This is a genomic window from Allobosea sp. TWI1241, assembly GCF_039673065.1.
Lineage (GTDB): Bacteria > Pseudomonadota > Alphaproteobacteria > Rhizobiales > Beijerinckiaceae > Allobosea.
Map to the genome: position 1 here is coordinate 23665 of NZ_JBDJKW010000023.1, position 22365 is coordinate 46029.

Genomic DNA, 22365 nt, shown 5'->3' on the forward strand with positions numbered 1-22365 from the left:
GGTGGTTAGGCTGTCTCTTTGCTCACCAGGTCGGCAGGATCGAGCCCTTGAAGCGGTCGGCGACGAACTGCTTGATCTCCGGCGAGCGATAGCTCTCGACCAGCGCCGCCACCCAGGGCTTGTCCTTGTCGGCGGCACGCACCGCGATCAGGTTGGTGTAGGGCCCCTTGGGGCTCTCGCGCAGGATCGCCGAATTCGGGTCGATCTTGGCGTCGACGGCGTAGCTGGTGTTGATCGCGGCGGCGGCGACGTCGGCCAGCGAGCGCACGGTCTGGCCGGCCTCGATCTCGATGATCTTCAGCTTCTTCGGGTTCTCGACGATGTCGAGCGCGGTCGGCTTGAAGCCGACGCCGTCCTTGAGCTTGATCACGCCCTTGTCCTGCAGCAGCAGCAGCGCGCGCCCGCCATTGGTCGGGTCGTTCTGGATGGCGACGGTGGCGCCGTCCGGCACCGCGTCCCAGCTCTTGTACTTCGACGAGTAGATGCCCATCGGGAAGTTCACGGTCGTGGCCACGCCGACGATCTTGTAGCCGCGGTCCTTAACCTGGTTGTCGAGATAGGGCTGGTGCTGGAAGGCGTTGGCCTCGAGATCGCCGATGTCGAGCGCCTGGTTGGGGATCACGAAGTCCGAGAACTCGAAGATCTTCAGCTCGTAGCCCTTCTTGGCGATGACGGGCTTGATCTGCTCGACGATCTCGGCGTGCGGGCCGGGCGTCACGCCGATCCGGATCACCTTGATGTCCTGGGCGAGCGCCGGCGCGGCGAGTGCGACGGCGGCGAATGCGGCGAGGATGGTCCTGCGGGTGGTCATGACGGCGTGGTCTTTCGTGGACGGCGTGAACGGGGCGGCGGGCGGTGGCCGGCTTACCAGGTCGGCAGATAGGTGCCCTTGAAGCGGGTCTCGAGGAAGTCCTTCACCGGCTGGGAGTGGTAGGCGGAGACCAGCTCCTTCACCCAGGGCTTGTCCTTGTCCTCGGCGCGCACCGCGATGATGTTGACCCAGGGGCCGTCGACCGGCTCGCGGGCGAGCGCGTCGGTCGCCGGGTTCAGCCCGGCCTGGACGGCGTAGTTGTTGTTGATCGAGGCGAGGTCGACATCCGGCAGCGAGCGCGGGATCTGGGCGGCGTCGAGCTCGACGAAGCGCAGCTTCTTCGGGTTCTCGGCGATGTCGGCGACGGTCGCGGCGACATTGGCCGGGTCCTTCAGCCTGATCAGCCCGTGCGTGTGCAGGATCAGCAGGCCGCGCGCCCCGTTCGACGGGTCGTTGGCGATGGCGACGCGGGCGCCCTGCGGCAGCTCGGCCAGCGACTTGACCTTCTTGGAATAGACGCCCTGCGGCGAGGCCGTCGTCTTCGCCACCGGCACCAGCGGCCAGCCGGTCTTGGCGATCTGGTTGCGCAGATAGGGCTCGTGCTGGAACGAGTTCGCCTCGATCTCCTTCTGGGCCAGCGCCTGGTTGGGGATCACATAGTCGGTGAACTCGATGACCTTGAGGGTCAGCCCGCGCTCGGCGGCGACCTTGCGGACGACTTCGAGCACTTCGGCATGCGGGCCGGCGGTCACGCCGACGCGGATCTCGGGCCTGGCCTGCGCCAGGGCGGCGCCGGCGTGCAGGGCGAGAGCGAGGCCGGCGGCGAGGAGAAGGCGCCGGGAGGGATGCGCAGTCATGGGTCTGCTCCTGATGGCGTGACGAACGGTTCGGTCGAACTCAGGCGTGGCGCAGGCGCTTGTTCAGGCGCCGGGCGAGGGCTTCGCCGATGGTCTGGACGGCCTGGACGAGCACGATCAGCACGGCGACGACGATGGCCATCACGTCGGGCATGAAGCGCTGGTAGCCGTAGCGGATGCCGAGATCGCCGAGCCCGCCGCCGCCCACAGCGCCGACCATGGCCGAGAAGCCGAGCAGGCTGACCACGGCGAGCGTCAGGCCGAGTGTGATCGCCGGCAGCGCCTCGGGGATCAGGACCTTGCGCACGATCTGCACCGGCGTGGCGCCGAGCGCGCGGGCCGCCTCGATCAGCCCCTGGTCGACCTCGCGGATCGCGCCCTCGATCAGGCGGGCGATGAACGGCGTGGCGGCGACCGTCAGCGGCACGATCGCCGCGGTGGTACCGATCGAGGTGCCGGCGATCAGCCGGGTGAAGGGGATGATCGCCACGACGAGGATGATGAAGGGCGTCGAGCGCGTGGCGTTGACCACGATGCCGAGCACGGCGTTGACGGCGGGCGCCGCGAACAGCTCGCCCTTCTTGCTGGTGGCGAGGAAGACGCCGAGCGGCAGGCCGAGCAGCGTGCCGAGCCCGGCCGCGACCGCGACCATGACCAGCGTATCGAGCGTGGAATCGGCGATCAGGCGGATGAGTTCAGGCGACATGGCCGAGCACCTCAGCGTCGAGTTCGAGGGAGCGCAGCGCGCCGAGCACGGCCGAGACCGTCGGTTCTTCCGAGGGCACGCCGATCAGCAACTGGCCGAAGGGGCGGTCGGCGATGGCGTCGATGCGGCCGGCGAGGATGTTGACGTCCACGCCGATCGTGCTGCCGAGCCGGCTGATCACCGGGGCGGTGGCGTTGCCGCCGGTGAAGGTGACGCGCACCACCGCCGAGCTGCAGGGCGAGGGCGCGGCCTGCAGGCGATGGGCGAGATAGTCCGGCAGCGTGACGCCGGTCACCGACTCGAGGAAGCGCGCCGTCGTCGGATGCTGCGGCCGGGTCAGCACGTCGAAGGCGCCGCCCTGCTCGACGATGGTACCGCCCTCGATCACCGCCACCTGGTCGGCGATCTCCTTGATCACCTGCATCTCGTGGGTGATCAGTAGGATGGTCAGGCCGAGCTCGCGGTTGACCTTGCGCAGCAGCGCCAGGATCTGGCCGGTGGTCTCGGGATCGAGCGCCGAGGTCGCCTCGTCGCAGAGCAGGATGCTCGGCCGGGTCGCGAGCGCGCGGGCGATGCCGACGCGCTGCTTCTGGCCGCCCGAAAGCTCCGCCGGATAGCGCCCGGCCTTGTCGTCGAGCCCGACCAGCGCCAGCAGCTCCGTCACGCGCCGCCGGATCTCCTCGGCCTTGGCGCCGGCGATCTCCAGCGGCAGCGCGACATTGTCGGCCACGGTGCGCGAGGAGAGCAGGTTGAAGTGCTGGAAGATCATGCCGGTGCGGCGGCGCCGGGCGCGCCAGCCGCTCTCGTCGAGGCCGGTGACGTCCTCGTCCTCGATCAGCAGCCGGCCGGCGGTTGCCCGCTCCAGCCCGTTGACCAGGCGGATCAGCGTCGACTTGCCGGCGCCGGAGCGGCCGATCACGCCGACCACGCCGCCGCGCGGCACGGTGAGGTCGATGTCGCGCAGCGCCGTGACGGCGGCCTGGCCGCGGCGGCCGGGATAGGTCTTGCCGACCTGCTCGAAACGGATGATCGGCGCGGCCTGCGGCGTGGCGACGGCCGTCGCGGCGCCGAAGGCGGCCGGCTTAACGGGGGCGTTCATGATGTCCTCGGTCATTCGCGAAACGGGGGCGCTCCTCGTGCCGGCCCCCTTCGATGGCGGCGGTCGGCGTCATGGTGATGCCGGTCTGCCGCTGCGGCCCCGGTGCGGGGCGAGAATGTGGCGCGCGGCGCGCTCCGCCGCAACCGGCGTTGCGAAGCGGCGCCCGTCCAGGCTGTCGAAGGCGGCGGTCGCCGAGATGAAGGTGAAGAAGCGTTCGTCGTCCCGGCGGGCGACGAGCCCGGCCTGGGTCTCGCCGACCTCGATGACATAGGCCTGCCGCTGCGGGCGTTCGGCCTGGCGGATGGCGGGCGAGGCGGCGGCGAGCGCCGGCGGGCCCGGAGGGGCGAAAAGCGTGTGGGCGAGATAGGGCATGGCGATCCTCCGCCGCGGGGCGGCGTGTCGAAGACGATGGCTGTGTCGGGATGGCTGGCCGGCCCGAAAGGCGCGGCCGGAGGGGCGCGTCAGCGCCGACAGCAGCCCATCATCGACAGGCGCGACAAACCGGTGATGAGGATCGTGTATCCGGTCATGTCCATCTCCTCTCGAACGGGGAGCCCACGACCACGTCGTGGCGCTTTAGCGTTTGGTGACGCGGCGCAAGCTGCTCGCTCAAATCTCCGCGGCCGACGATCTCAACCATCGACAGCCCCACGCTAAGCGGTTTCGTTCTGCTCGTCAATCCAAATGTTCTTTTAAAGAGACGACGCCCGGGAGCAGGACTGCATCGCCGGCCGGGCTCCGGCAGTGGTTCCGATCCGCGGCGCCGCCTCGTCTGGCCTGCGCGGCGCGACCTGCTATCGTCGCGGCGCAGGCGGGGCCGGCGCGATTCCCGTGCCTGCCTCGCCGCGTGGAGAGGATGATCGGCCGGGCCCATGACGCAGACAGAAGGCGCCATCAGCATCGTCGAGGGGCGGATGACCGTCTCCGGCGTGCCGGGACAGTTCGTGCGGGCCGCCGATCCGCCGCTCAGGCTCGAGGCCGACGCGTTCGTCATGGTGAACGGTCACGCCTGGCAGGACGGCGTCGCGCGCGACGGCAGCCGGCTCGAGGGGCGGGTGCGTCCGCTCGGGGTGACGCTGCACCGGGTCGACAGCCGTGCCGCCCTGCCGGAGCTCGCTCTGGTGGTGCGTCCCTTCGCCGCGGAGGGCGGGCGCCCGCCCATGCTGCGTCTCGGCCCGGACGAGGAGGCGGACCAAGCGCTGGTCGAGCCGCCGCCGGTGGTGGCGTTGTTCATGCCGCAGCCGCTCTTCGACGCGTTGCTGGCCGATCTCGCCGCCGGCCGGGCCGGGCGGCTGGTGCTGAGCGCCCGCACCGATCTCTGGCTGCGCGAGGGCGAGACCGAGCCGGCGCCCGGCCGTCCGCTCGCCTTCCATCTCGGGCTCGATCCGCAGAGCGGCCGCTGCGCCAGCGCGCATGGCCGTGTCGAGACGCTGGAATGGGCGCAGGGCCCGGCCGAGGAGGCCGGTCCAGCCGACACGGGCGAGCCCGTCCCGCAGCCGCCCGCCGTCTTCGCAGCAGGCGGGCCGCAGGACGACGAGCCGCCGGAGGACGAGGTCGCCGAGGCGCTGCGCCGCATCAACTGGAGCCTGAAGCAGCTCCTGATCGTCGCCCTGTTCCTGATGCTGATCGTCGCGCTGAAATAGGTTGCGCGCTCGATCGCCCTCCTCATCCTCGCCCCGGAGCCCATCCGCCATGGCCAGCAAGATCGCCCTCGACTTCTTCAGCGACACCAAGACCCGGCCGACGCAGGGCATGCGCGCGGCGATGATGGCGGCCGAGGTCGGCGACGAGCAGAAGGGCGAGGACCCGACCGTGATCCGGCTCTGCGAGCGGGTCGCCGAGCTGCTCGGTCAGGAGGATGCGGTGCTGCTGCCCTCCGGCACCATGTGCAACCAGATCGCGCTGGCGCTGCATTGCCGGCCGGGCGACGAGGTGATCTGCGACCGCACCAGCCATATCGTCAATTCGGAGGGCGGTGGCCCGGCCGCGCTGGCCGGCGTGATGCTGCGCACGCTCGATGGCGAGCGCGGCATCTTCGGTTCCGAGGCGGTCGCCGCCGCGGTGCGCCCGGCCAGCCGCTACGTGCCGCGCTCGCGGCTGCTCAGCGTCGAGCAGACCAATAATTTCGGCGGCGGCTCGGTCTGGCCGCTGGCGACGCTGCGCGCCGTGCTGGCGGAAGCGCGCAAGGCCGGGCTCGCCGCCCATATGGACGGGGCGCGCCTGCTCAACGCGGTGGTGGCGTCCGGCGTCCCGGCGCGGGATTTCGCCGGCGGCTTCGATTCCGCCTGGATCGACCTGACCAAGGGGCTCGGCGGGCCTGTCGGGGCCGTGCTCGCCGGCTCGCGCGACTTCATCCGCGAGGTCTGGCGCCTGAAGCAGCGCCTCGGCGGCGCCATGCGCCAGTCCGGCTTCCTGGCGGCGGCCGGTCTCTACGCGCTCGATCATCACGTCGAGCGGCTGGCCGAGGATCACGCCAATGCGCGCCGGCTAGCCATGGGGCTCGCCGGCCTGCCGGGCATCCGCCTGCCGGACGCACCCGTCGAGACCAATATCGTTTTCTTCGACGTCTCGGGCACCGGGCTCACGGCCGAGGGCTTCGTCGCGGCCTGCGGCGAGCGCGGTCTCGGCGTCGGCGCCTTCGGGCCTTCCAGCGTGCGCATGGTCACCCATCTCGACGTTGGTGCGGCTGATGTCGAGCGCGCGCTGGAGATCATCGCGCAGATCGCGCGATAGGGCGCGGCGCGCCCCGCAGCGCCCTCAGCGCGGCGCGGCCGGCTTGGCGAGGCGGCCTTCCTCGGCCTTGTAGAAATACTGCGAGGCGACCAGCCAGCCCTTGAGCGGGCGCAAGGGCGGGATGCAGGTCAGCAGCACGACCGGCAGCGTCGTGACGAGGTGCACCCAGGCCGGCGCCTCATAGGCCAGCTCGAGCCAGAGCGCGAAGGCCAGCGCCGGCACGCAGACGAACATCATCACGAAGAATGCCGGGCCGTCGGCTGGATCGGCGAAGCCGTAATCCAGCCCGCAGGCCTCGCAGCACGGCTTCAGCGTCAGGAACCCGTCGAAGAGATGCCCCTCGCCGCAGCGCGGGCAGCGGCCGCGCATGCCGGTCTGGAACGGGGAAAGGGCGGGCCACTCGGTCTTCGACATCATGATGCTCCGGGAGAGGCGCCGCGCGGTCACGCAGCAGAGGCGCGCTCTCGTCCGGACGATATATAGTCGACTGCCGGCGAAATCGGCTTGCGTCCCGTTGCCTCAGCCCGCCGAGGGCCCGTCGAGGCGTCGCTGGCCGGTCGCGGCCTCGGAGCGGATGGCGCACCGGTCCCGGAATGGAAAGAGCGCCGCCGGGGATCCGGCGACGCTCTTCGAACTGTTGGACGGTCTTTGCGACGTCGACTGGAAGCCAGTCAGAATGCGCCGACCACGATGGCCAGGACGAGCAGGAACGCTGCTCCCATGGCCAGGCGGTCGAGACTCAGCGCGAGGCTCATCGGACCCTCCTTGTCAGTGACCTGTGGCGGAACCTAGCAGAAATGCGCCACCGCGCAAGTGCCGGCCCTCTGTCGGAGAGGAAAGCCTGAGAGAATGGTGCTTAATTTTGAGTTAATGCGCTCTCTGGCTTTGCGCTGATCGTGGGCATGATTATCGCCTTCCCAGATTATAGTATAGTCATGTTGTTCCACTTGCGAATTGCCTCGAATATGTCCGAATTGTTTCGCTGGCAGCCCTTCGAGGCGCGTCCGGGTGCCGCTCTGTTGCCGGCTTTCCGTCACGCCGCCATCAGGATCAGGCGTTCGATCGCCTTGCCGGCGGCGATCGCTTTCGCGTCCTCGCCCAGGCCGGTGACGATCTGGAACGAGACCGGCAGGCCGCGCGGTCCGCGCGCCAGCGGCACGGTCAGGCAGGGCGTGCCCAGCAGGGTCCAGAGCCGGTTGAAGCGGGAATCGCCGGTCGAGGCGAGGGTCTCCGGCGCCTCGCCCGGCGTGGCATGGGTCAGCACGATGTCGACCTGGCCGAGCCAGCGCGCCGCGCTCTCCGCTCCGCGCCTCGTCGCCTCGCGGGCGGCGTCGTAGGCGGCGGGCGTGGTGGCCCGCGCGGCGTCGAGATAGGCGCCGAGCTTCGGCGGCAGGTCCTCGCGATGCGTGGCGTATTCCCAGGCGAGCGCCTGGCAGGCTTCCCAGTCCTGCAGCGGGCCGTGGGCCCGGAAGGCCTCGCCCAGCTCGTCGGGCTCGTCGAGCGTCAGCACCTCGGCCCCGGCCTCGCGGAGCATCTCGGCGATCCGCGCCAGCGCCTCGCCGCAGGCGGCCTCCGGCGCCTCGGCGAAGCGCTGCTCGCACAGCCCGACGCGCAGCCCGCGAAGCGCGAGCGCCTCGGCATCGAGCTCGGGCCGGTCGGTCAGGATCGCCAGGGCGAAGCCGAGATCGTCGGCGCTCGCGGCCATCAGGCCGAGCGTGTCGAGAGACCAGGAGAACGGCTTGACGCCGACGGTGGGCAGCAGGCCGAAGGAGGGCTTGATCGCCGCCGTGCCGCAATACGCGGCCGGGCGGATCACCGAGCCGCCGGTCTGGGTACCGAGCGCCAGCGGCACCAGCCCGGCCGCGACCGCGGCCGCCGAGCCGGCGGAGGAGCCGCCCGGGCTGGCCGATGGATCATGCGGATTATGCGTCGGGGCGGGGTCGAGGAAGGCGAAGGCGGTGGTCTGCGTCTTGCCGGCGACGGTGGCGCCGGCCGCCTTCAGCCGCATCACGATCGGCGCGTCGGCGCGCGGCTGGTTCTCGGCATAGATCGGCGAGCCCATGCCGGTCGGCAGGTCGGCGGTGTCGATGATGTCCTTGACGCCGCAGGCCACGCCGGCGAGCGGGCCGCTGCCGGCCTCCAGCGAGGTCGGCCGCGCGGCGAAGGCTTGCAGGTCTGCGTCGCGCTCGTCGATGCGGCGCTCGCACTCGGTCAGGATGGATTGCGCGGAGGCCTCGCCGTTAGCGACGCGGCGGGCGATGTCGCGAGCCGAAAGCATGCTGTCCTTCCAGGGCTGGTGTCTCGGGTGCCGTCAGGCGGGGAGACACCGATGCTGGCATGAAGCATGCGATTCACGGAAGGCCGCGCCGGCGCCGGGCCGCACCGCCTCCCGCGGGAGGCGCGCGGCCCGGTCTGAAGCCGTCAGGGACTGGCGCCGTCAGAGAGCGGCGCGGGCGTCGTGCCGCGCGAGCCGGGCGAGCAGGTAGTCGACCTCGGCCCTGGCGGCGGCGGTCAGGGTGGAGCCGGGCTTGCGCTGGGCGTCATGGGCGAGGATGCCGCGGCGCGCCATCACGTATTTGCGCACGGCGAGCCCGACGCCCTGCTGCTGCTCGTAGCGCGCCAGCGGCAGATGCGCGTCGAAGATGTCGTGGGCCTCGTCGCGCTTGCCGGCCTTGCTCAGGCGTACAACGTCGATCAGCATCTCCGGGAAGGCGTAGCCGGTATTGGCGCCGTCGGCGCCGCGCTCCATCTCGAAATCGAGGAAGAGGCCGCCATTGCCGGTCAGGATCGCGACCCGGCGCAGCGAGCCCTCGGCCTCGAAGCGGCGCAGCGTCGCGATCTTCTCCAGGCCCGGCCAGTCCTCGTGCTTCAGCATCACGCAGGAGGGGTTGTCCTGGATGATCCGGCGGATCACGGCCGGCGTCATCACCACCGAGAGCGTCAGCGGATAGTCCTGGATCACGAAGGGGATGTCGCTGCCGATCGCCTCGACCGCCTGGGCGTAGTAGCCGACGATCTGGTCGTCGGTGCGCAGATTGGTCGGGGGCGCGATCATCACGCCGCCGGCGCCGAGATCCATCACCTGCCGCGCCAGCGAGCGCATCGCCGCGAAGCCGGGCGCCGAGACGCCGACGATGATCGGTTTGTCGCCCATCTTCGCCACGGCGCGCTTGACCAGGCCGATCGACTCCTCCGGCTCCAGCTTGGGCGCCTCGCCCATGATGCCGAGCACGGTGACGCCGTCCGAGCCGATGCCGGCATAGTAGTCGAACAGCCGGTCGGCCGAGGTCCAGTCGACGGCGCCGTCCGGGGTGAACGGGGTCGGGGCGATGGGGTAGACGCCCCCGGCTTGCGTGGTCAGGCGCATGGTTTCCTCCCTCTGCGGCGACGGATCAGACGATGCGGGTGCGGACGCTGCCGACCCCGGCGATGGCGCCTTCCAGCAGGTCGCCCCGCACGGCGGCGGCGACGCCTTCCGGCGTGCCGGTGAAGATCAGGTCGCCCGGCGCCAGCGTCACCAGCCCCGACAGATAGGCGATCGTCTCCGGCACGTTCCAGATCTGGCGGTCGAGGTCGGAACTCTGGCGGAGCTTGCCGTTGACCGAGAGCGTGATCGCGCCGGCGGCGGGATGGCCGATGCGGGCGGCCGGCACGATCTCGCCGATCGGGGCCGAGAGGTCGAAGCCCTTGGCCATGTCCCAGGGCCGCCCGGCCTTCTTGGCGACGGCCTGCAGGTCGCGGCGGGTCATGTCGAGCCCGGCGGCGTAGCCATAGACATGGTCGAGCGCCGCGGCCTCAGTGATGTCCGTGCCGCCGCGGCCGATCGCGACGACCAGTTCCATCTCGTGGTGCAGGTCGGCGGTCTTGGGCGGGTAGGGCATGTCTGCGCCGCCGGTCAGCAGCGCGTCGGCCGGCTTGGTGAAGAAGAACGGCTCCTCGCGGTCGGGATCGCCGCCCATCTCGCGGGTGTGCTCGGCGTAGTTGCGCCCGACGCAGAAGATGCGGCGCACGGGGAATTCGCCGCCGCCGGCGACCGGGACCGTGACGACCTTCGGCGGATCGATGACATAGCTGGACATGGCGCGCCCCGTTCGAGAAATGCGGGAGCGTTCATGCGGGAGCGCGCCCGCCGGGGCAAGTGCCGCAGGCGGCGGGGCGGACTGCGCCCCGCTCACGCGTCGCTTCGGGGCGGGCCCGCGACCCCTCAGGGCGCCTTCGGCAGCTCCGGCACCTTGAAGGCGGTGATCGCCTTGATGCGCTCCATGGCGAAGCGCGAGGTGACGTTCTTGAGCGGGATCGTCTCGATCAGCCGCTTGTAGAAGGCATCATAGGCGGCCATGTCGGCGACGACGACGCGCAGCATGTAATCGACGTCGCCGGCCATCCGGTAGAATTCCATCACCTCCGGCATCGCCGCGACGCTGTCGGCGAAGCGCGACAGCCAGGGGCCGGAATGGTCCGAGGTCTCGATCTGCACGAAGACGGTGAGGCCGAGGCCGATCTTCTCGGGCGCCACCAGGGCCACGCGCTTGGTGATCACCCCGCTCTGCTGCAGCTTCTGGATCCGCTTCCAGCACGGCGTCTGCGACAGGCCGACGCGATCGGCGAGATCGGCGATCGAGACCGTGGCGTCGTCCTGCAGGATGGTCAGGATCTTGCGGTCGATCTGATCCATGGGGTGGCCTTTATGGAAATGAGAATAAACATCTTCTGACTGGCTCTTCAGAGAAAATAATATCTCAGATGGCCAATATGCGTCGCTGAAATAGAAGCAAGCTTCTGTTTTTTGTCAAACCGGGAAGACGGCGGCCGCCTGCGTCCGGCCTCTTTAAGTCCGCCGGACAGGACGATACCGCGCCGTGCGGGCATGGCCTCTCTCCTGCGCGTTCGTCAAAGAGAAAATTATGTTCTGATTTACGGACGGTGCGGGCGGTGTTAATCCTGTCGTCCGTTATATCGAACAAACTGGGCGATCAGCCATGACGATCGAGCTTCCCCCCGTCGACACGCTCCATCCCGAGACACGCCTGGTCCATGCCGGGCAGCTGCGCTCGCAGTTCGGCGAGACCTCGGAGGCGCTCTTCCTCACCCAGGGCCATGTCTACGACAGCGCCGCGCAGTGCGAGGGCCGCTTCCTCAACAGCGAGCCCGGCTTCCAGTACGGCCGGCTCTCGAACCCGACGGTCACCATGCTCGAAGAGCGCATGGCGGCCTTCGAGGGGGCCGAGGCCTGTCGTGCCACCGCGACCGGCATGGCCGCGGTCACCGCCGCGGTGATCGGCCCGCTCAAGGCTGGCGACCATGTCGTCTCGGCGCGCGCCCTCTTCGGCTCCTGTCGCTACATCGTCGAGGATCACCTGCCGCGCTACGGCGTCGCCGCGACCCTGGTCGACGGCACGGACCTCGCCACCTGGCGCGCCGCCGTGCGGCCCGAGACCCGCCTGTTCTTCCTGGAGAGCCCGGCCAATCCGACGCTGGAGGTGCTGGACATCGCCGCGATCGCCGCGATCGCGCACGAGGCGGGCGCGCTGCTGGTCGTCGACAACGTCTTCGCCACGCCGCTCTACCAGCGTCCGCTGGCGCTCGGCGCCGATCTCGTCGTCTACTCCGCCACCAAGCATATCGACGGGCAGGGGCGCTGCCTCGGCGGGCTGGTGCTCGGCCGCAAGGAGGTGCTGGAGGGCGATATCCAGCTCTTCCTGCGCCAGACTGGGCCGTCGCTCTCGCCCTTCAACGCCTGGGTGATGCTCAAGGCGCTGGAGACGATGCCGCTGCGCATCGCGCGGCAGGCGCAGAGCGCGGTGCAGATCGCCCAGTGGCTGCGCGGCCGGCAGGGCGTGGCGCGCGTCACCTTCATCGGCGATGCCGACCATCCGCAGGCCGAGATCATCGCCCGCCAGATGACCGGCCCCTCGACGATGATCGCGATCGAGCTCGACGGCGGGCGGGATGAGGCGTTCCGGGTGCTCGACCGGCTCCGGCTGATCCGGATCTCCAACAATCTCGGCGACGCCAAGAGCCTCATCGTGCATCCGGCGACGACGACGCATCAGCGCTTCACCCCGCAGGTGCGGGCGGAGATGGGGGTGGGGGACGGGCTGGTGCGCCTGTCGGTCGGGCTCGAGCATCCCGACGACCTGATCGCCGATCTGGCGCAGGCCCTGTCCGTGCTGTGACGGGGAAGGCGCCGGACCGGGGCCAGGATCCTGGCGCCGGCCCGGCCTGATCGTCAGGCCCGAGGGGCCGCGGGGCTCAGTAGCAGCCCCAGTAGCCGCAGCGATAATAGCCGTAATAGCGCGGACGCGACGAGGCGGCGATGACCGCGCCGCCGACCGCACCCGCGACCACGCCGGCCGCGACGGCATTGCTCGCCGCCGCGTTGGAGCGACGGAAGCTCTGGAACACGTCGCTGCGGCAGCGCTCGAAGGCGCGGGTGCCGGGGCGATGGCCGGCGTCGTAGCAGACCTGGTCGGCTTCGGCGGCCGACTGCTCGACGGTCTGGCAGCCGGCCAGGCCGGCGGCCAGGACGCCTGCGATGATGAGCGCGCGCATGGAGAAAACCCTTTCCCTGTAGAGATGTGGCCACAAAAGCGGCGGAGTTGGCGAGCGTCAAGTACGGTCGTGCGCGCGGCGGGAGGCGATCCACACGCCGCCCGTAGCCGAGGCGCCGCAGGCCGGCCTTGGCGGCGTCTGACATGAAATCGCCATCTTGCGCCGCGCGGGGGCCGCTTAGATGTGGAAGGCGGCCGCAGGTCGCGCCTCATCGCTCTTGTGGCGCCCCGGGGTTTCGCGCGATGGTCGCCCCGCCCGGACGACATGGTCCTTCGCCGGGCGAACTGCGGCGTTCCGGCAGAGATGAGCCGGGTAAGCATGGTTTGCGGCGGATGGTATCGGTCGAGCTGAGCGGCGTTTCCAAGACCTGGGGTGGCACCGCCGCGGTCGACGATGTCAGTTTTTCCGTCGGCGGCGGCAAGCTCGTCGCGCTGCTCGGCCCCTCGGGCTGCGGCAAGTCGACGACGCTGCGGCTGGTCGCCGGGCTGGAGGAGGCCAGCGCCGGCTCGATCGTCATCGGCGGACGCGACGTCACCACGGCCCCGCCGTCGAAGCGCGGCATCGCCATGGTCTTCCAGAACTATGCGCTGTTCCCGCATCTCTCGGTCGGCGAGAACATCCTGTTCGGCCTGCAGGTCCGCAAGGTCTCGCGGGCGGAGCAGGACGAGCGGCTGAAGAAGGCCGCCGACATTCTCGGCCTGGACGGGCTGCTCGAGCGCAAGCCCTCGCAGCTCTCCGGCGGGCAGCAGCAGCGCGTCGCGCTCGGGCGCGCGATCGTCGCCCGCGCGCCGGTCTGCCTGATGGACGAGCCGCTCTCCAATCTCGACGCCCAGCTGCGCGTCGAGATGCGCCGCGAGATCCGCGAGCTGCAGCAGCGCCTCGGCATGACCATGGTCTACGTCACCCACGACCAGGTCGAGGCGATGACCATGGCCGACCAGGTCGTGCTGATGCGCAATGGCCGCATCGAGCAGGACGCGCCGCCGGACGAGCTCTACGAGAACCCGGCCAGTATCTTCGTCGCCCGCTTCGTCGGCACCCCGCCGATGAATGTCGTGCCGCTCCAGGCGCTGACCGCCGCCGGCGGCGCGATCGTAGCCCCGCCCGGGCTCGATCCCGCCGGGCTCAGCGTCGGCATCCGCCCCGAGGTCAGCGAGCTCGGCGAGAGCGGCATCGCCGCCGAGGTGGTCGCGGTCGAGTATCTCGGCGCCGACACGCTGGTCGAGGCCCGCATCGGCGGGCATCCCTTCATCGTGCGCCGCCCCGGCAAGGTCCGGGCCGCGGCGGGCGACAGGATCTACATCAGGCTGTCACAATCCCTGCTGCACTGGTTCGACCAGTCGACCGAGCGCAGGGTGGTTCCGGGGTGATCCGGCCGCGAGAAGCCGGGCGATCCCACGCAACAGGGAGTTGATCAGATGGACAGACGTGATTTCATGACCGGCGCGCTGGCGCTGACCGGTTCGGTGGCGATGCCGGCGATCCTGCGCGCGCAGCAGGCCGCCGAGATCTCCTTCTTCTACCCCGTCGCCGTCGGCGGCCCTATCACCAAGCTGATCGACGGCTACGCCACCGGCTTCGCCGGCGAGAATGCCGGGCTGAAGGTCAACCCGATCTATGCGGGCACCTATCAGGAGACGATCGTCAAGGCGCTCACCGCGCACAAGAGCGGCACGCCGCCGGTGCTCTCGGTGCTGCTCTCCACCGACATGTTCACGCTGATCGACGAGGACGCCATCGTCCCCTTCGACGAGTTCGTGAAGACGGACGAAGACAAGAAGTGGCTCGCCAGCTTCTTCCCCGGCTTCATGGAGAACAGCCAGACCGGCGGCAAGACCTGGGGCATTCCCTTCCAGCGCTCCACCGTGGTGCTCTACTGGAACAAGGAGCTGTTCAAGGAGGCGGGGCTCGACCCAGATACCCCGCCGAAGACCTGGGACGAGCAGGTCGCCTTCGCGCAGAAGCTCACCAAGCGCGACGCCTCCGGCAACGTCACACAATGGGGCATCCAGGTCCCGTCCTCCGGCTTCCCCTACTGGCTGTTCCAGGGCTTCTCGACCCAGGCCGGCGCGATCCTGGCCAATGCCGCCGGCGACAAGACCGATTACGCCAACCCGGCGGTGGTCGCGGCGTTGCAGTACTGGGTCGACCTCGCCCAGAAGCACAAGGTCCACCCGCCCGGCATCGTCGAGTGGGGCACCACCCCGCGCGACTTCTTCGAGCGCAAGGTCGCCATGATGTGGACGACCACGGGCAACCTCACCAATGTCCGCACCAACGCCAAGTTCCCCTTCGGCGTCGGCCTGCTCCCGGCCGGAAAGCGCCTCGGCAGCCCGACCGGCGGCGGCAATTTCTACATCTCCAAGAAGGCCTCCAAGGCCGAGCAGGAAGCAGCCTTCAAGTTCGTGCGCTGGATCACCACGCCCGAGCGCGCCGCCCAGTGGTCGATCGACACCGGCTATGTCGCCGTGCGCCCGGATTCCTACGAGACCGCGGCGATGAAGACATATGTCGCCGACTTCCCACAGGCGCTGGTGGCGCGCGACCAGCTCCCGCACGCCGTCGCCGAGCTCTCGACCCATGAGAACCAGCGCGTCACCAAGGCCCTGAACGACGGGCTCCAGGCGGCGCTGACCGGCACCAAGACTCCGCAGAAGGCGCTGGAGGACGCGCAGGCCGAGGCCGAGCGCATCCTCAAGGCCTATCGCTGAACCGGCGACGTAGCGACCGATGAACCAGCGCGCAACCGCGACGATCCATGGCTGGCTGCTCCTGCTGCCGGCCATGGCCTGCCTGGCCCTCTTCACGCACTGGCCCGCGGTCGCGAGCTTCATCGAGTCGTTCTATTCGACGCCGCGCGGGCGCAGGCCCGCGCGCTTCGTCGGGCTCGACAACTACCAGACCATGCTCGCCGACCCGATCTTCTGGAAGGCGATGACAAACAATCTCTGGTTCGCGCTCGGCACGATCCCGACCTCGATCGCCCTCGCCATGCTGATGGCGGTCTGGGTCAACGACCGCATCGTGGCGCGCACCTGGGTGCGCATGGCCTATTTCACCCCGACCGTGCTGCCGATGATCGCGGTCGCCAATATCTGGCTGTTCTTCTTCACGCCGCAATACGGCCTGCTCGAGCAGATCGTCGCCGCCTTCGGCGGGCGGCCGACCAACTGGCTCGGCTCGCAGGACACCGCGCTCTATGCGGTGACCGTCGTGGCGATCTGGAAGGAGGCCGGCTTCTTCATGATCTTCTACCTCGCGGCGCTGCAGACCATCCCGCCCAGCCTCGGCGAGGCGGCGGCGATCGAGGGCGCCTCGCGCTGGACTTACTTTCGGCGGATCCAGTTCCCGCTGCTGATGCCGACGACGCTGTTCGTGCTGATCAACGCGATGATCAACGCCTTCCGCATGGTCGACCATCTCTTCGTGATGACGCGCGGCGGGCCCGACAACGCCACCACGCTGCTGCTCTACTATATCTACCAGGTCGGCTTCAGCTTCTGGGACACCGCCTATGCGGCGACGCTGACCTGCGTGCTCCTGCTGCTGCTCGCCCTGGTCGCCTTCGCGCAATATGGCTGGCTCGAACGCAGGACGCATTATCGATGAGCGCCGTCGCCAAATCCGCGCCCGGCAAGGCGGCCGCCGGTGGCATCAGCCGCGCCGATCCCTATGCGCCCAAGGGCCTGTCGCTGACGCTGGAATCGCTCGGCGCCATCCTGCTCGCGCTGATCTGGGTGCTGCCGCTGGCCTATGCGGTCTGGGCCGCCTTCCATCCCAGCGAGTTCACCACCCGCTTCGAGCTGACGGCGCCGCTGACGCTGGAGAACTTCCAGCGCGCCTGGGCGGCGGCGCCCTTCGCGCGCTATTTCCTCAACACCTTCGTGCTGGTGACGCTGATCCTGGTCTGCCAGCTGGTGCTCGGCACGCTCGCGGCCTATGCGCTCGCACGGCAGGATTTCTGGGGGCGCGACGTCGCCTTCGCGCTGATCCTGGCGCAGCTGATGATCATGCCCGACGCGCTGATCGTCGAGAACTACCGCACCATGGCCAAGCTCGGCCTGGTCGACACCATCACCGCGATCGCGCTGCCCTATGTCGCCTCGGCCTTCGGCATCTTCCTGCTGCGCCAGACCTTCAAGACCGTGCCGAAGGAACTGGACGACGCCGCCCGCGTCGAGGGGGCGAGCCCGCTGCAGGTGCTGATGAAGGTCTATGTCCCGCTGGCGAAGCCGACCTATATCGCCTACGGGCTGGTCTCGGTCAGCTATCACTGGAACAACTTCCTCTGGCCGCTGCTGGTGACCAACTCCGTTGAGGCGCGCCCGCTCACCGTCGGCCTCCAGATCTTCTCCTCGACCGACCAGGGCATCGACTGGGCGATCATCTGCGCCGCGACGCTGATGACCTCCGCCCCGCTGCTGGTCGGCTTCCTGCTCTTCCAGCGCCAGTTCGTGCAGAGTTTCATGCGCGCGGGCATCAAGTGACCGGCAGACGAGGACGGCGGCGGACGCGATGAAACTGATCACCTGGAACATCCAGTGGGCCCGGGGCATGGACGGGCGCGTCGATCCCGACCGCATCGTCGCCCATGCCCGCGAAATGGCGGATTTCGACGTGCTCTGCCTGCAGGAGGTCGCCGCCAACTTCCCCGATCTCGACGGCAACGACGAAACCGACCAGTTCGCGCGCTTTGCCGAATTGCTGCCCGGCTTCACGGCGATCGAGGGCATCGGCGTCGATGTCGACGACGGCAGGGGCGGGCGCAAGCGCTTCGGCAACCTGCTGCTCAGCCGCTTCCCGGTAGCGCAGGCCCATCGCCATCTCCTGCCCTGGGAGGCGGCCTACAGCCGCAACATGCCGCGCGTGATGATCGAGGCGATGGCGCTGACGCCGCTCGGCCCGGTGCGCCTGATGACGACGCATCTCGAATACTCCTCCGCGACCCTGCGCGCCGCACAGGTCGAGGGCATCCGCGAGGCCCATCGCATGGCGGTCGCGCGCAGCCGCCTGCCGCGCGAGCCCGGCCCGCACACCTATACGCTCACCCCCGGCTCGGAGAGCGCCGTGCTGACCGGTGACTTCAACATGCGCCCCGACGACGCGGTTCTGGCCCGCCTGTTGGCGCCCTTCGACGACGGCGTGCCGCCGCTGATCGATCTCTGGGCCGCGGCGCGCGGAAACGAGCCGCATCCGCCGACCGCCTGCCTGTTCGACCAGACTTACGGCCAGCCGGGCTGCCTCGACTATGTTCTGGCGACGCCGGACCTCGCGGCGCGCGCCCGCAGCGTGCTCTGCGATGTCGAGACCCAGGTCTCCGATCATCAGCCCATCCTCGTCGACTTCGATCTGGGCTGAGCTGCCATGCGCTTCACTGCGAAGGATCACGGCCGGCTGGCCGACATTCTGGCCGAGGCGGCGCGCCGCGAGGTGATGCCGCGCTTCCGCCGGCTAGCCAGTGGCGACGTCCGCGCCAAATCGGCGCCCGACGATCTCGTCACCGAAGCCGACGAGGCGGCCGAGCGCTTCATCGCCGCGGCGGTCGAGACGGCGTTTCCGGGCGCGGAGATGGTCGGCGAGGAAGGCGCGACGCGCGATCCCTCGCTGCTGGCCAGGCTCGCCGGCGCCGACCTGGCGGTGATCGTCGATCCGATCGACGGGACGCTGAACTACGCCTCCGACCTGCCGCTCTTTGCCGTGATGGCGGCGGTGGTGGTGCGCGGCGAGATCGTCGCCTCGGTGATCCATGACCCGGTGGTCGAGGACAGCGCCATGGCGCTGCGCGGCGAGGGCGCCTTCCTGCGCCTGGCCGACGGCACCACGCGCGACCTGCGCGTCTGCGCCGGCGCGGCGCCCGCCGCCATGACCGCGATGATGAGCTGGCGCTATTTCCCGCAGCCACAGCGCGACGCGGTGCCGGCCTGCTTCCCGGCCTTCGCCAATGTCGCCTCGCTACGCTGCTGCGCGCACGAATACCGGCTCGCCGCGGCGGGCAAGGTGAACGTGCTGCTCTATGGCCGGCTCAACCCCTGGGACCACGCGCCGGGCGTGCTGCTCCACACCGAGGCCGGCGGCCATGCACGCCTGCTCGACGGCTCGGAGTATCGCGTCGACCGCCCGGCGACCGGCCTGCTCTGCGCGCCCGATGCGGAATCCTGGCTGGCCGCGCGCGAAGTCCTGCGCGGCGTCGGCTGACGGCGGCGGCGCTCAGGCGCCGCGCTTGCGCACCCCGTCCATCACCTGGATCGTGCCGCTCTGCTTCGGCGCGCGCGGCGTGTCGCTGACTGCCGGAATCGTCTCCGACCAGTGCTTCTCGGCGGCGAGCCCGTCGCGATCGGCGGGTTCGTAGGGCGCGTGCGGGCCGGTCGGGTTGACGGAGCGGGGATTGGGGCCGGCGCGGTTCTCCGCCTGCTCGCCGCTCTGGCCCGGCCGCTGCGGCGTGCGATAGCTGGCGGGCATGTCGGGCGTGGCCTGGTCGCGGCGATCATCGGTCATGACGCGGTCCTCCTCTGCCTCAAGGTCACCTCTGCTCAGGGTAACGGCGAACCGGACGCTTCCGTTCCCTGAATGCGAAAAAGGCCGCCATCCGAAGATGGCGGCCTCTTCACCGGTCAGGGCCGGTCCGGCGGACAGATATCCGTCGGCGTAGCGATCGTCACCAGCTCTGGCGCGAATACCAGCCGTCGACATCGCTGCGGACCTTGTCCTTCTCGATGCCGTAACGCTCCTGGATCTTGCCCTCGAGCTGGTCGCGCTTGCCGGCGATGACGTCGAGATCGTCATCGGTCAGCTTGCCCCACTGCTCCTTGACCTTGCCCTTGATCTGCTTCCAGTTTCCTTCGACGCGGTTCCAGTCCATCGGGACCTCCTGTGTTCGAATGGGTTCGCTGGATGAACGCGCCGGACGCGGTTTTGTTCGCGCGCAGCCCCGGACCCTCGTCAGGCTTCCGCTTGGTCATGGCACGCATGGCCGCTATCCTGTCCGCAGCCGCGATGGGATGCGGCCATGGGCAGGATAGCGGTGGGGCGCCATGGTGAACGCTGCGGATCTCGAGCGGACGGAACGCGGGCTGGTCGACCTGATCTATGCCGCGATGCTCGGCGAGAGCGACTGGCAGGCCTTCCTCGACAGCCTCAACGCCGAGGTGCCGGGCGGCATCTCCACCCTGTTCTTCCATGACGAGGCGGCGGCCGGCGGCGCGATCTCGCTCGGCTCCGGCGTCGAGCGCTGCGACATGCGCGCCTATGCCGAGCATTACGCCGCGCTCAATCCGTGGATGCGGCGCGTCGCGGCGACGCCGCTCGGCACCGGCATTGTCGGCGAGCGCATCCTGCCGCGCGAGCAGTTCCTGCGCACCGAATACTATGCCGACTTCCTGCGTCGCGGCGGCATCGAGGCCGGCATCGGCGTGACGCTGTTCCGCGAGCGCTCCTGCACCTTCCTGCTCAGCACCCTGACCGCGCGGGTCGATCCCGACGAAAACGAGGTCGTCGCCACGCTGCTGACGCGGCTCGCCCCGCATCTGGCCCGCGCTTTCCGGCATTATCGCGGCGGCGGCTTCGGCACGGCGCTGGCGCAGTATGGCCGCTCGCTGCTCGAGGCGCCGGATCTGGCGGTGCTGATGATCGGGGAGGGCGCGAGGCTCCGCGCGGGCTCGCCGGCGGCCGAGCGCCTGCTCGCCAGCGGCGATCTTGTTCGCCTTGGCGTGACGGGGGAACTGCGCCTGTGCGACCGTGACGCCGACGCGCTGCTGCGCGCCCTGCTCTCGCGCCGGCATCAGGGCGCGCGCCAGCATGAGCTGCGTCTCGGCGGCCGGCGCCTCACCCTGATCCGGGCTGAGACGGGCGGGGTGATCGAGTTCTTCGGCGGCCCCTCGGTCGCGCTGGTGATCGAGGATCGCCCGCAAGCCCTGCCCCATGCCGGGGCGGAGGCGCTGGCCGGGCGCTACGGCCTGACGCCGGCCGAGCGCCGCGTCGCCGGCGGCATCCTCGCCGGGCTGACGCTGGCCGGCATCGCGGCGCGCGGCGGCGTCTCGCGCGAGACGGTGCGCGGCCAGCTCAAGGCGGTCTATGCCAAGACCGGCGTCAACAGCCAGGCGGCGCTGGTGCGGCTCGGCTTGGCCGGCGATGCCGGCTGAGGCGTTTCAGGGCCGGTAGAACGGCGTGTCCTTCAGCTCCGGCTCGTCGAAGGCGTCGAGATCGGCGCGGACCGTTGCGATGTCCTCGGCGAAGAGCGAGGCGGTGATCGCGGTGGCGACGCGGTCTCCGGCGATGGTGACGCCCGGCACGTCGCTCGCGATCGCACCCTGGCTGACATGGGCGCCGTAATTGACGAGATGGATACGCGACAGTTCCGCCGGCGCTTCCGGCCCGCGCGGCAGCAGCTCGAAGCCCGGCCCGAGATAGGGCGCTTTCGCCAGCGCCGGCCGGTCGAGCTCCGGCGGCGGCGTGTAGCGGTCGCCCCAGCGCGCCACATGCGGCGCGAAGGCGGCGAGCTCGGGCACGGCGTCGGCATCGACCTGGAAACCGGTCGCGACGATCAGGAAATCGTGCCGGCGCGTGATCCTGCCCTCCGGCGCGTCGAGGCCGAGCACGATGTGCGCGCCCTCGCCCCTTGCCGTCGCGAGATGATGGCCGAAGCGGATCGACAGCCCCTGCGAGCGGAGCGCGCGCAGCACGGTCTCGTGCGGCGGGGGTGCCAGCATGCCGTCGAGATAGGCCGCGAGCGCCCAGCGCTCGGCGTCGGGCAGGAAGGCCCAGCCATGGAAGAAGCCCGGCGTCGCCGAGCCGCGCCCCTTGTTGACCTGCGGCAGGTGCTCGCGGCGCAGATACATGTCGACGCTGGCCGCGCCCTGTTCGAGCGCGGTTGCGGCATTGTCCCAGGCCGAGGCGCTGCCGCCCAGCACCGCGACCGACTTGCCGCGCAGCCTCGCGAAATCGATCGGGTCGTTGCCATGGGCGGCGAGATCGGGCTTCAGCGTCGCCGGCACGATCGCCGGCCAGAGATCGCCGCCGGCCCCGCCGCGCCCGGTCGCGAGCACGACGCGCCGCGCCAGCACGGTCGCGGCGCCGCCCGGCGCGTCGCAGTCGAGCGCCAGCAGCCCGCCGGCCGGGCGCAGCGCCGCCACCGCCGTCTCGTGTCGCACCGGCAGCGCCAGCACGCGCTGGAGCCAGCTCAGATAGTCGACCCAGATCGCGTTGGGGATCTTGTAGAGCGCCTCCCAGGCCGCCGCGCCGAAGCTGGCGGAATACCAGGCGGCGAAGGTCAGCGAGGGGATGCCGAGCGCCGGGCCGGTCAGCGTCTTCGGCGAGCGCAGCGTGTCCATCCGGGCGAAGCGGTTCCACGGGCCTTCCAGCCCGGGCCGGTTGGCGTCGAACAGCGCGATGCCGGTGATGCCGCGCTGGAGCAGGGCGGCCGCGGCGGCAATGCCGTTCATGCCGGCGCCGACGATTGCGACGTCGAGCACCTCCGCCCCGCCGGGATCGCGGCGCGGATGCAGCCAGGGCTTGGCCGGAATGCCGAGCAGAGCGAGATCCTGCCGTACGCGCACCTCGTGCTGCGCGAGGCCACCGGCGATGGGCACGGGCGTGGCGATGCGCTGCATGG

Annotated in this window: 24 protein-coding genes; 10 read left to right on the forward strand and 14 right to left on the reverse strand. The window is 70.1% G+C overall.

Features of this window, described 5'->3' with window-relative positions:
* Positions 1 to 22: 22 nt before the first annotated feature.
* The 5 genes from ABE438_RS19685 to ABE438_RS19705 form a co-directional block, all read right to left on the reverse strand.
* Positions 23 to 811, reverse strand: a complete 789-nt coding sequence (locus ABE438_RS19685) for a MetQ/NlpA family ABC transporter substrate-binding protein (RefSeq protein ID WP_346504376.1) — start codon at positions 809 to 811, stop codon at positions 23 to 25.
* A 53-nt stretch (positions 812 to 864) separates the two neighbouring features.
* Positions 865 to 1668, reverse strand: a complete 804-nt coding sequence (locus ABE438_RS19690; RefSeq protein ID WP_346504377.1) for a MetQ/NlpA family ABC transporter substrate-binding protein — start codon at positions 1666 to 1668, stop codon at positions 865 to 867.
* Positions 1669 to 1708: 40 nt separating this feature from the next.
* Positions 1709 to 2374 carry a methionine ABC transporter permease gene (locus ABE438_RS19695; RefSeq protein WP_346504378.1) on the reverse strand — a complete coding sequence of 222 codons (666 nt, stop codon included), beginning with the start codon at positions 2372 to 2374 and terminating at the stop codon, positions 1709 to 1711.
* Positions 2364 to 3473 carry a methionine ABC transporter ATP-binding protein gene (locus tag ABE438_RS19700; protein ID WP_346504379.1) on the reverse strand — a complete coding sequence of 370 codons (1110 nt, stop codon included), beginning with the start codon at positions 3471 to 3473 and terminating at the stop codon, positions 2364 to 2366. Before ABE438_RS19700 ends, ABE438_RS19695 begins: the two co-directional genes overlap by 11 nt.
* Before the next feature lie 69 nt (positions 3474 to 3542).
* The gene (locus tag ABE438_RS19705; RefSeq protein ID WP_346504380.1) at positions 3543 to 3845 is read right to left on the reverse strand and encodes a hypothetical protein; all 303 of its coding nucleotides are present in this window, start codon (positions 3843 to 3845) and stop codon (positions 3543 to 3545) included.
* A gap of 500 nt (positions 3846 to 4345) precedes the next feature.
* Between ABE438_RS19705 and ABE438_RS19710 the strand changes: the two genes are divergently transcribed.
* The gene (locus tag ABE438_RS19710; RefSeq protein WP_346504381.1) at positions 4346 to 5116 is read left to right on the forward strand and encodes a hypothetical protein; all 771 of its coding nucleotides are present in this window, start codon (positions 4346 to 4348) and stop codon (positions 5114 to 5116) included.
* Positions 5117 to 5165: 49 nt separating this feature from the next.
* Positions 5166 to 6206, forward strand: coding sequence for a threonine aldolase family protein (locus ABE438_RS19715; protein WP_346504382.1), 1041 nt, complete (start codon positions 5166 to 5168; stop codon positions 6204 to 6206).
* A 24-nt stretch (positions 6207 to 6230) separates the two neighbouring features.
* On the opposite strand, the gene ABE438_RS19720 is transcribed toward ABE438_RS19715, so the two are convergent.
* The 5 genes from ABE438_RS19720 to ABE438_RS19740 all read right to left on the reverse strand — a co-directional run bounded on the left by ABE438_RS19720 (position 6231) and on the right by ABE438_RS19740 (position 10881).
* Entirely contained in the window at positions 6231 to 6620 is a 390-nt protein-coding gene (locus ABE438_RS19720) for a DUF983 domain-containing protein (protein WP_346504407.1), read from the reverse strand.
* Between the two features lie 619 nt (positions 6621 to 7239).
* Positions 7240 to 8484, reverse strand: a complete 1245-nt coding sequence (locus ABE438_RS19725; protein ID WP_346504383.1) for an amidase — start codon at positions 8482 to 8484, stop codon at positions 7240 to 7242.
* 159 nt (positions 8485 to 8643) lie between these two features.
* Positions 8644 to 9573, reverse strand: coding sequence for a dihydrodipicolinate synthase family protein (locus ABE438_RS19730; RefSeq protein ID WP_346504384.1), 930 nt, complete (start codon positions 9571 to 9573; stop codon positions 8644 to 8646).
* A gap of 25 nt (positions 9574 to 9598) precedes the next feature.
* Entirely contained in the window at positions 9599 to 10285 is a 687-nt protein-coding gene (locus ABE438_RS19735) for a fumarylacetoacetate hydrolase family protein (RefSeq protein WP_346504385.1), read from the reverse strand.
* A 125-nt stretch (positions 10286 to 10410) separates the two neighbouring features.
* A complete protein-coding gene (locus tag ABE438_RS19740; RefSeq protein ID WP_346504386.1) occupies positions 10411 to 10881 on the reverse strand; it encodes an Lrp/AsnC family transcriptional regulator in 471 nt (156 codons plus the stop codon).
* A 304-nt stretch (positions 10882 to 11185) separates the two neighbouring features.
* Here ABE438_RS19740 and metZ point away from each other — a divergent pair, with 304 nt between their 5' ends.
* The gene (gene metZ / locus ABE438_RS19745) at positions 11186 to 12382 is read left to right on the forward strand and encodes an O-succinylhomoserine sulfhydrylase (RefSeq protein WP_346504387.1); all 1197 of its coding nucleotides are present in this window, start codon (positions 11186 to 11188) and stop codon (positions 12380 to 12382) included.
* 76 nt (positions 12383 to 12458) lie between these two features.
* Here metZ and ABE438_RS19750 read toward each other — a convergent pair whose 3' ends face one another.
* Positions 12459 to 12758 (reverse strand): hypothetical protein, encoded by a 300-nt coding sequence (locus ABE438_RS19750; protein WP_346504388.1) that lies wholly within the window; start codon positions 12756 to 12758, stop codon positions 12459 to 12461.
* Positions 12759 to 13090: 332 nt separating this feature from the next.
* Here ABE438_RS19750 and ABE438_RS19755 point away from each other — a divergent pair, with 332 nt between their 5' ends.
* The 6 genes from ABE438_RS19755 to ABE438_RS19780 are packed head-to-tail and all read left to right on the forward strand — an operon-like array spanning position 13091 to position 18953.
* Positions 13091 to 14128: an ABC transporter ATP-binding protein gene (locus ABE438_RS19755; protein WP_346504389.1), complete on the forward strand. Its 1038-nt coding sequence runs from the start codon at positions 13091 to 13093 to the stop codon at positions 14126 to 14128.
* A 48-nt stretch (positions 14129 to 14176) separates the two neighbouring features.
* Positions 14177 to 15469 (forward strand): ABC transporter substrate-binding protein, encoded by a 1293-nt coding sequence (locus tag ABE438_RS19760; RefSeq protein ID WP_346504390.1) that lies wholly within the window; start codon positions 14177 to 14179, stop codon positions 15467 to 15469.
* A gap of 19 nt (positions 15470 to 15488) precedes the next feature.
* On the forward strand, positions 15489 to 16367 hold the full coding sequence (locus ABE438_RS19765) for a carbohydrate ABC transporter permease (RefSeq protein ID WP_346504391.1): 879 nt from the start codon (positions 15489 to 15491) through the stop codon (positions 16365 to 16367).
* Positions 16364 to 17245, forward strand: a complete 882-nt coding sequence (locus ABE438_RS19770; protein WP_346504392.1) for a carbohydrate ABC transporter permease — start codon at positions 16364 to 16366, stop codon at positions 17243 to 17245. Before ABE438_RS19765 ends, ABE438_RS19770 begins: the two co-directional genes overlap by 4 nt.
* Before the next feature lie 28 nt (positions 17246 to 17273).
* Positions 17274 to 18116, forward strand: coding sequence for an endonuclease/exonuclease/phosphatase family protein (locus tag ABE438_RS19775; RefSeq protein ID WP_346504393.1), 843 nt, complete (start codon positions 17274 to 17276; stop codon positions 18114 to 18116).
* A gap of 6 nt (positions 18117 to 18122) precedes the next feature.
* Positions 18123 to 18953 carry an inositol monophosphatase family protein gene (locus ABE438_RS19780; protein ID WP_346504394.1) on the forward strand — a complete coding sequence of 277 codons (831 nt, stop codon included), beginning with the start codon at positions 18123 to 18125 and terminating at the stop codon, positions 18951 to 18953.
* Positions 18954 to 18965: 12 nt separating this feature from the next.
* Here the strand turns inward: ABE438_RS19780 and ABE438_RS19785 are convergent, their stop codons facing one another.
* Positions 18966 to 19253, reverse strand: a complete 288-nt coding sequence (locus ABE438_RS19785; protein ID WP_346504395.1) for a hypothetical protein — start codon at positions 19251 to 19253, stop codon at positions 18966 to 18968.
* 160 nt (positions 19254 to 19413) lie between these two features.
* Positions 19414 to 19617 carry a CsbD family protein gene (locus tag ABE438_RS19790; protein ID WP_346504396.1) on the reverse strand — a complete coding sequence of 68 codons (204 nt, stop codon included), beginning with the start codon at positions 19615 to 19617 and terminating at the stop codon, positions 19414 to 19416.
* 172 nt (positions 19618 to 19789) lie between these two features.
* Here ABE438_RS19790 and ABE438_RS19795 point away from each other — a divergent pair, with 172 nt between their 5' ends.
* Positions 19790 to 20896, forward strand: a complete 1107-nt coding sequence (locus tag ABE438_RS19795) for a helix-turn-helix transcriptional regulator (RefSeq protein WP_346504397.1) — start codon at positions 19790 to 19792, stop codon at positions 20894 to 20896.
* 6 nt (positions 20897 to 20902) lie between these two features.
* Here the strand turns inward: ABE438_RS19795 and ABE438_RS19800 are convergent, their stop codons facing one another.
* Positions 20903 to 22363 (reverse strand): NAD(P)/FAD-dependent oxidoreductase, encoded by a 1461-nt coding sequence (locus ABE438_RS19800; RefSeq protein WP_346504398.1) that lies wholly within the window; start codon positions 22361 to 22363, stop codon positions 20903 to 20905.
* Between the last annotated feature and the right edge of the window lie 2 nt (positions 22364 to 22365).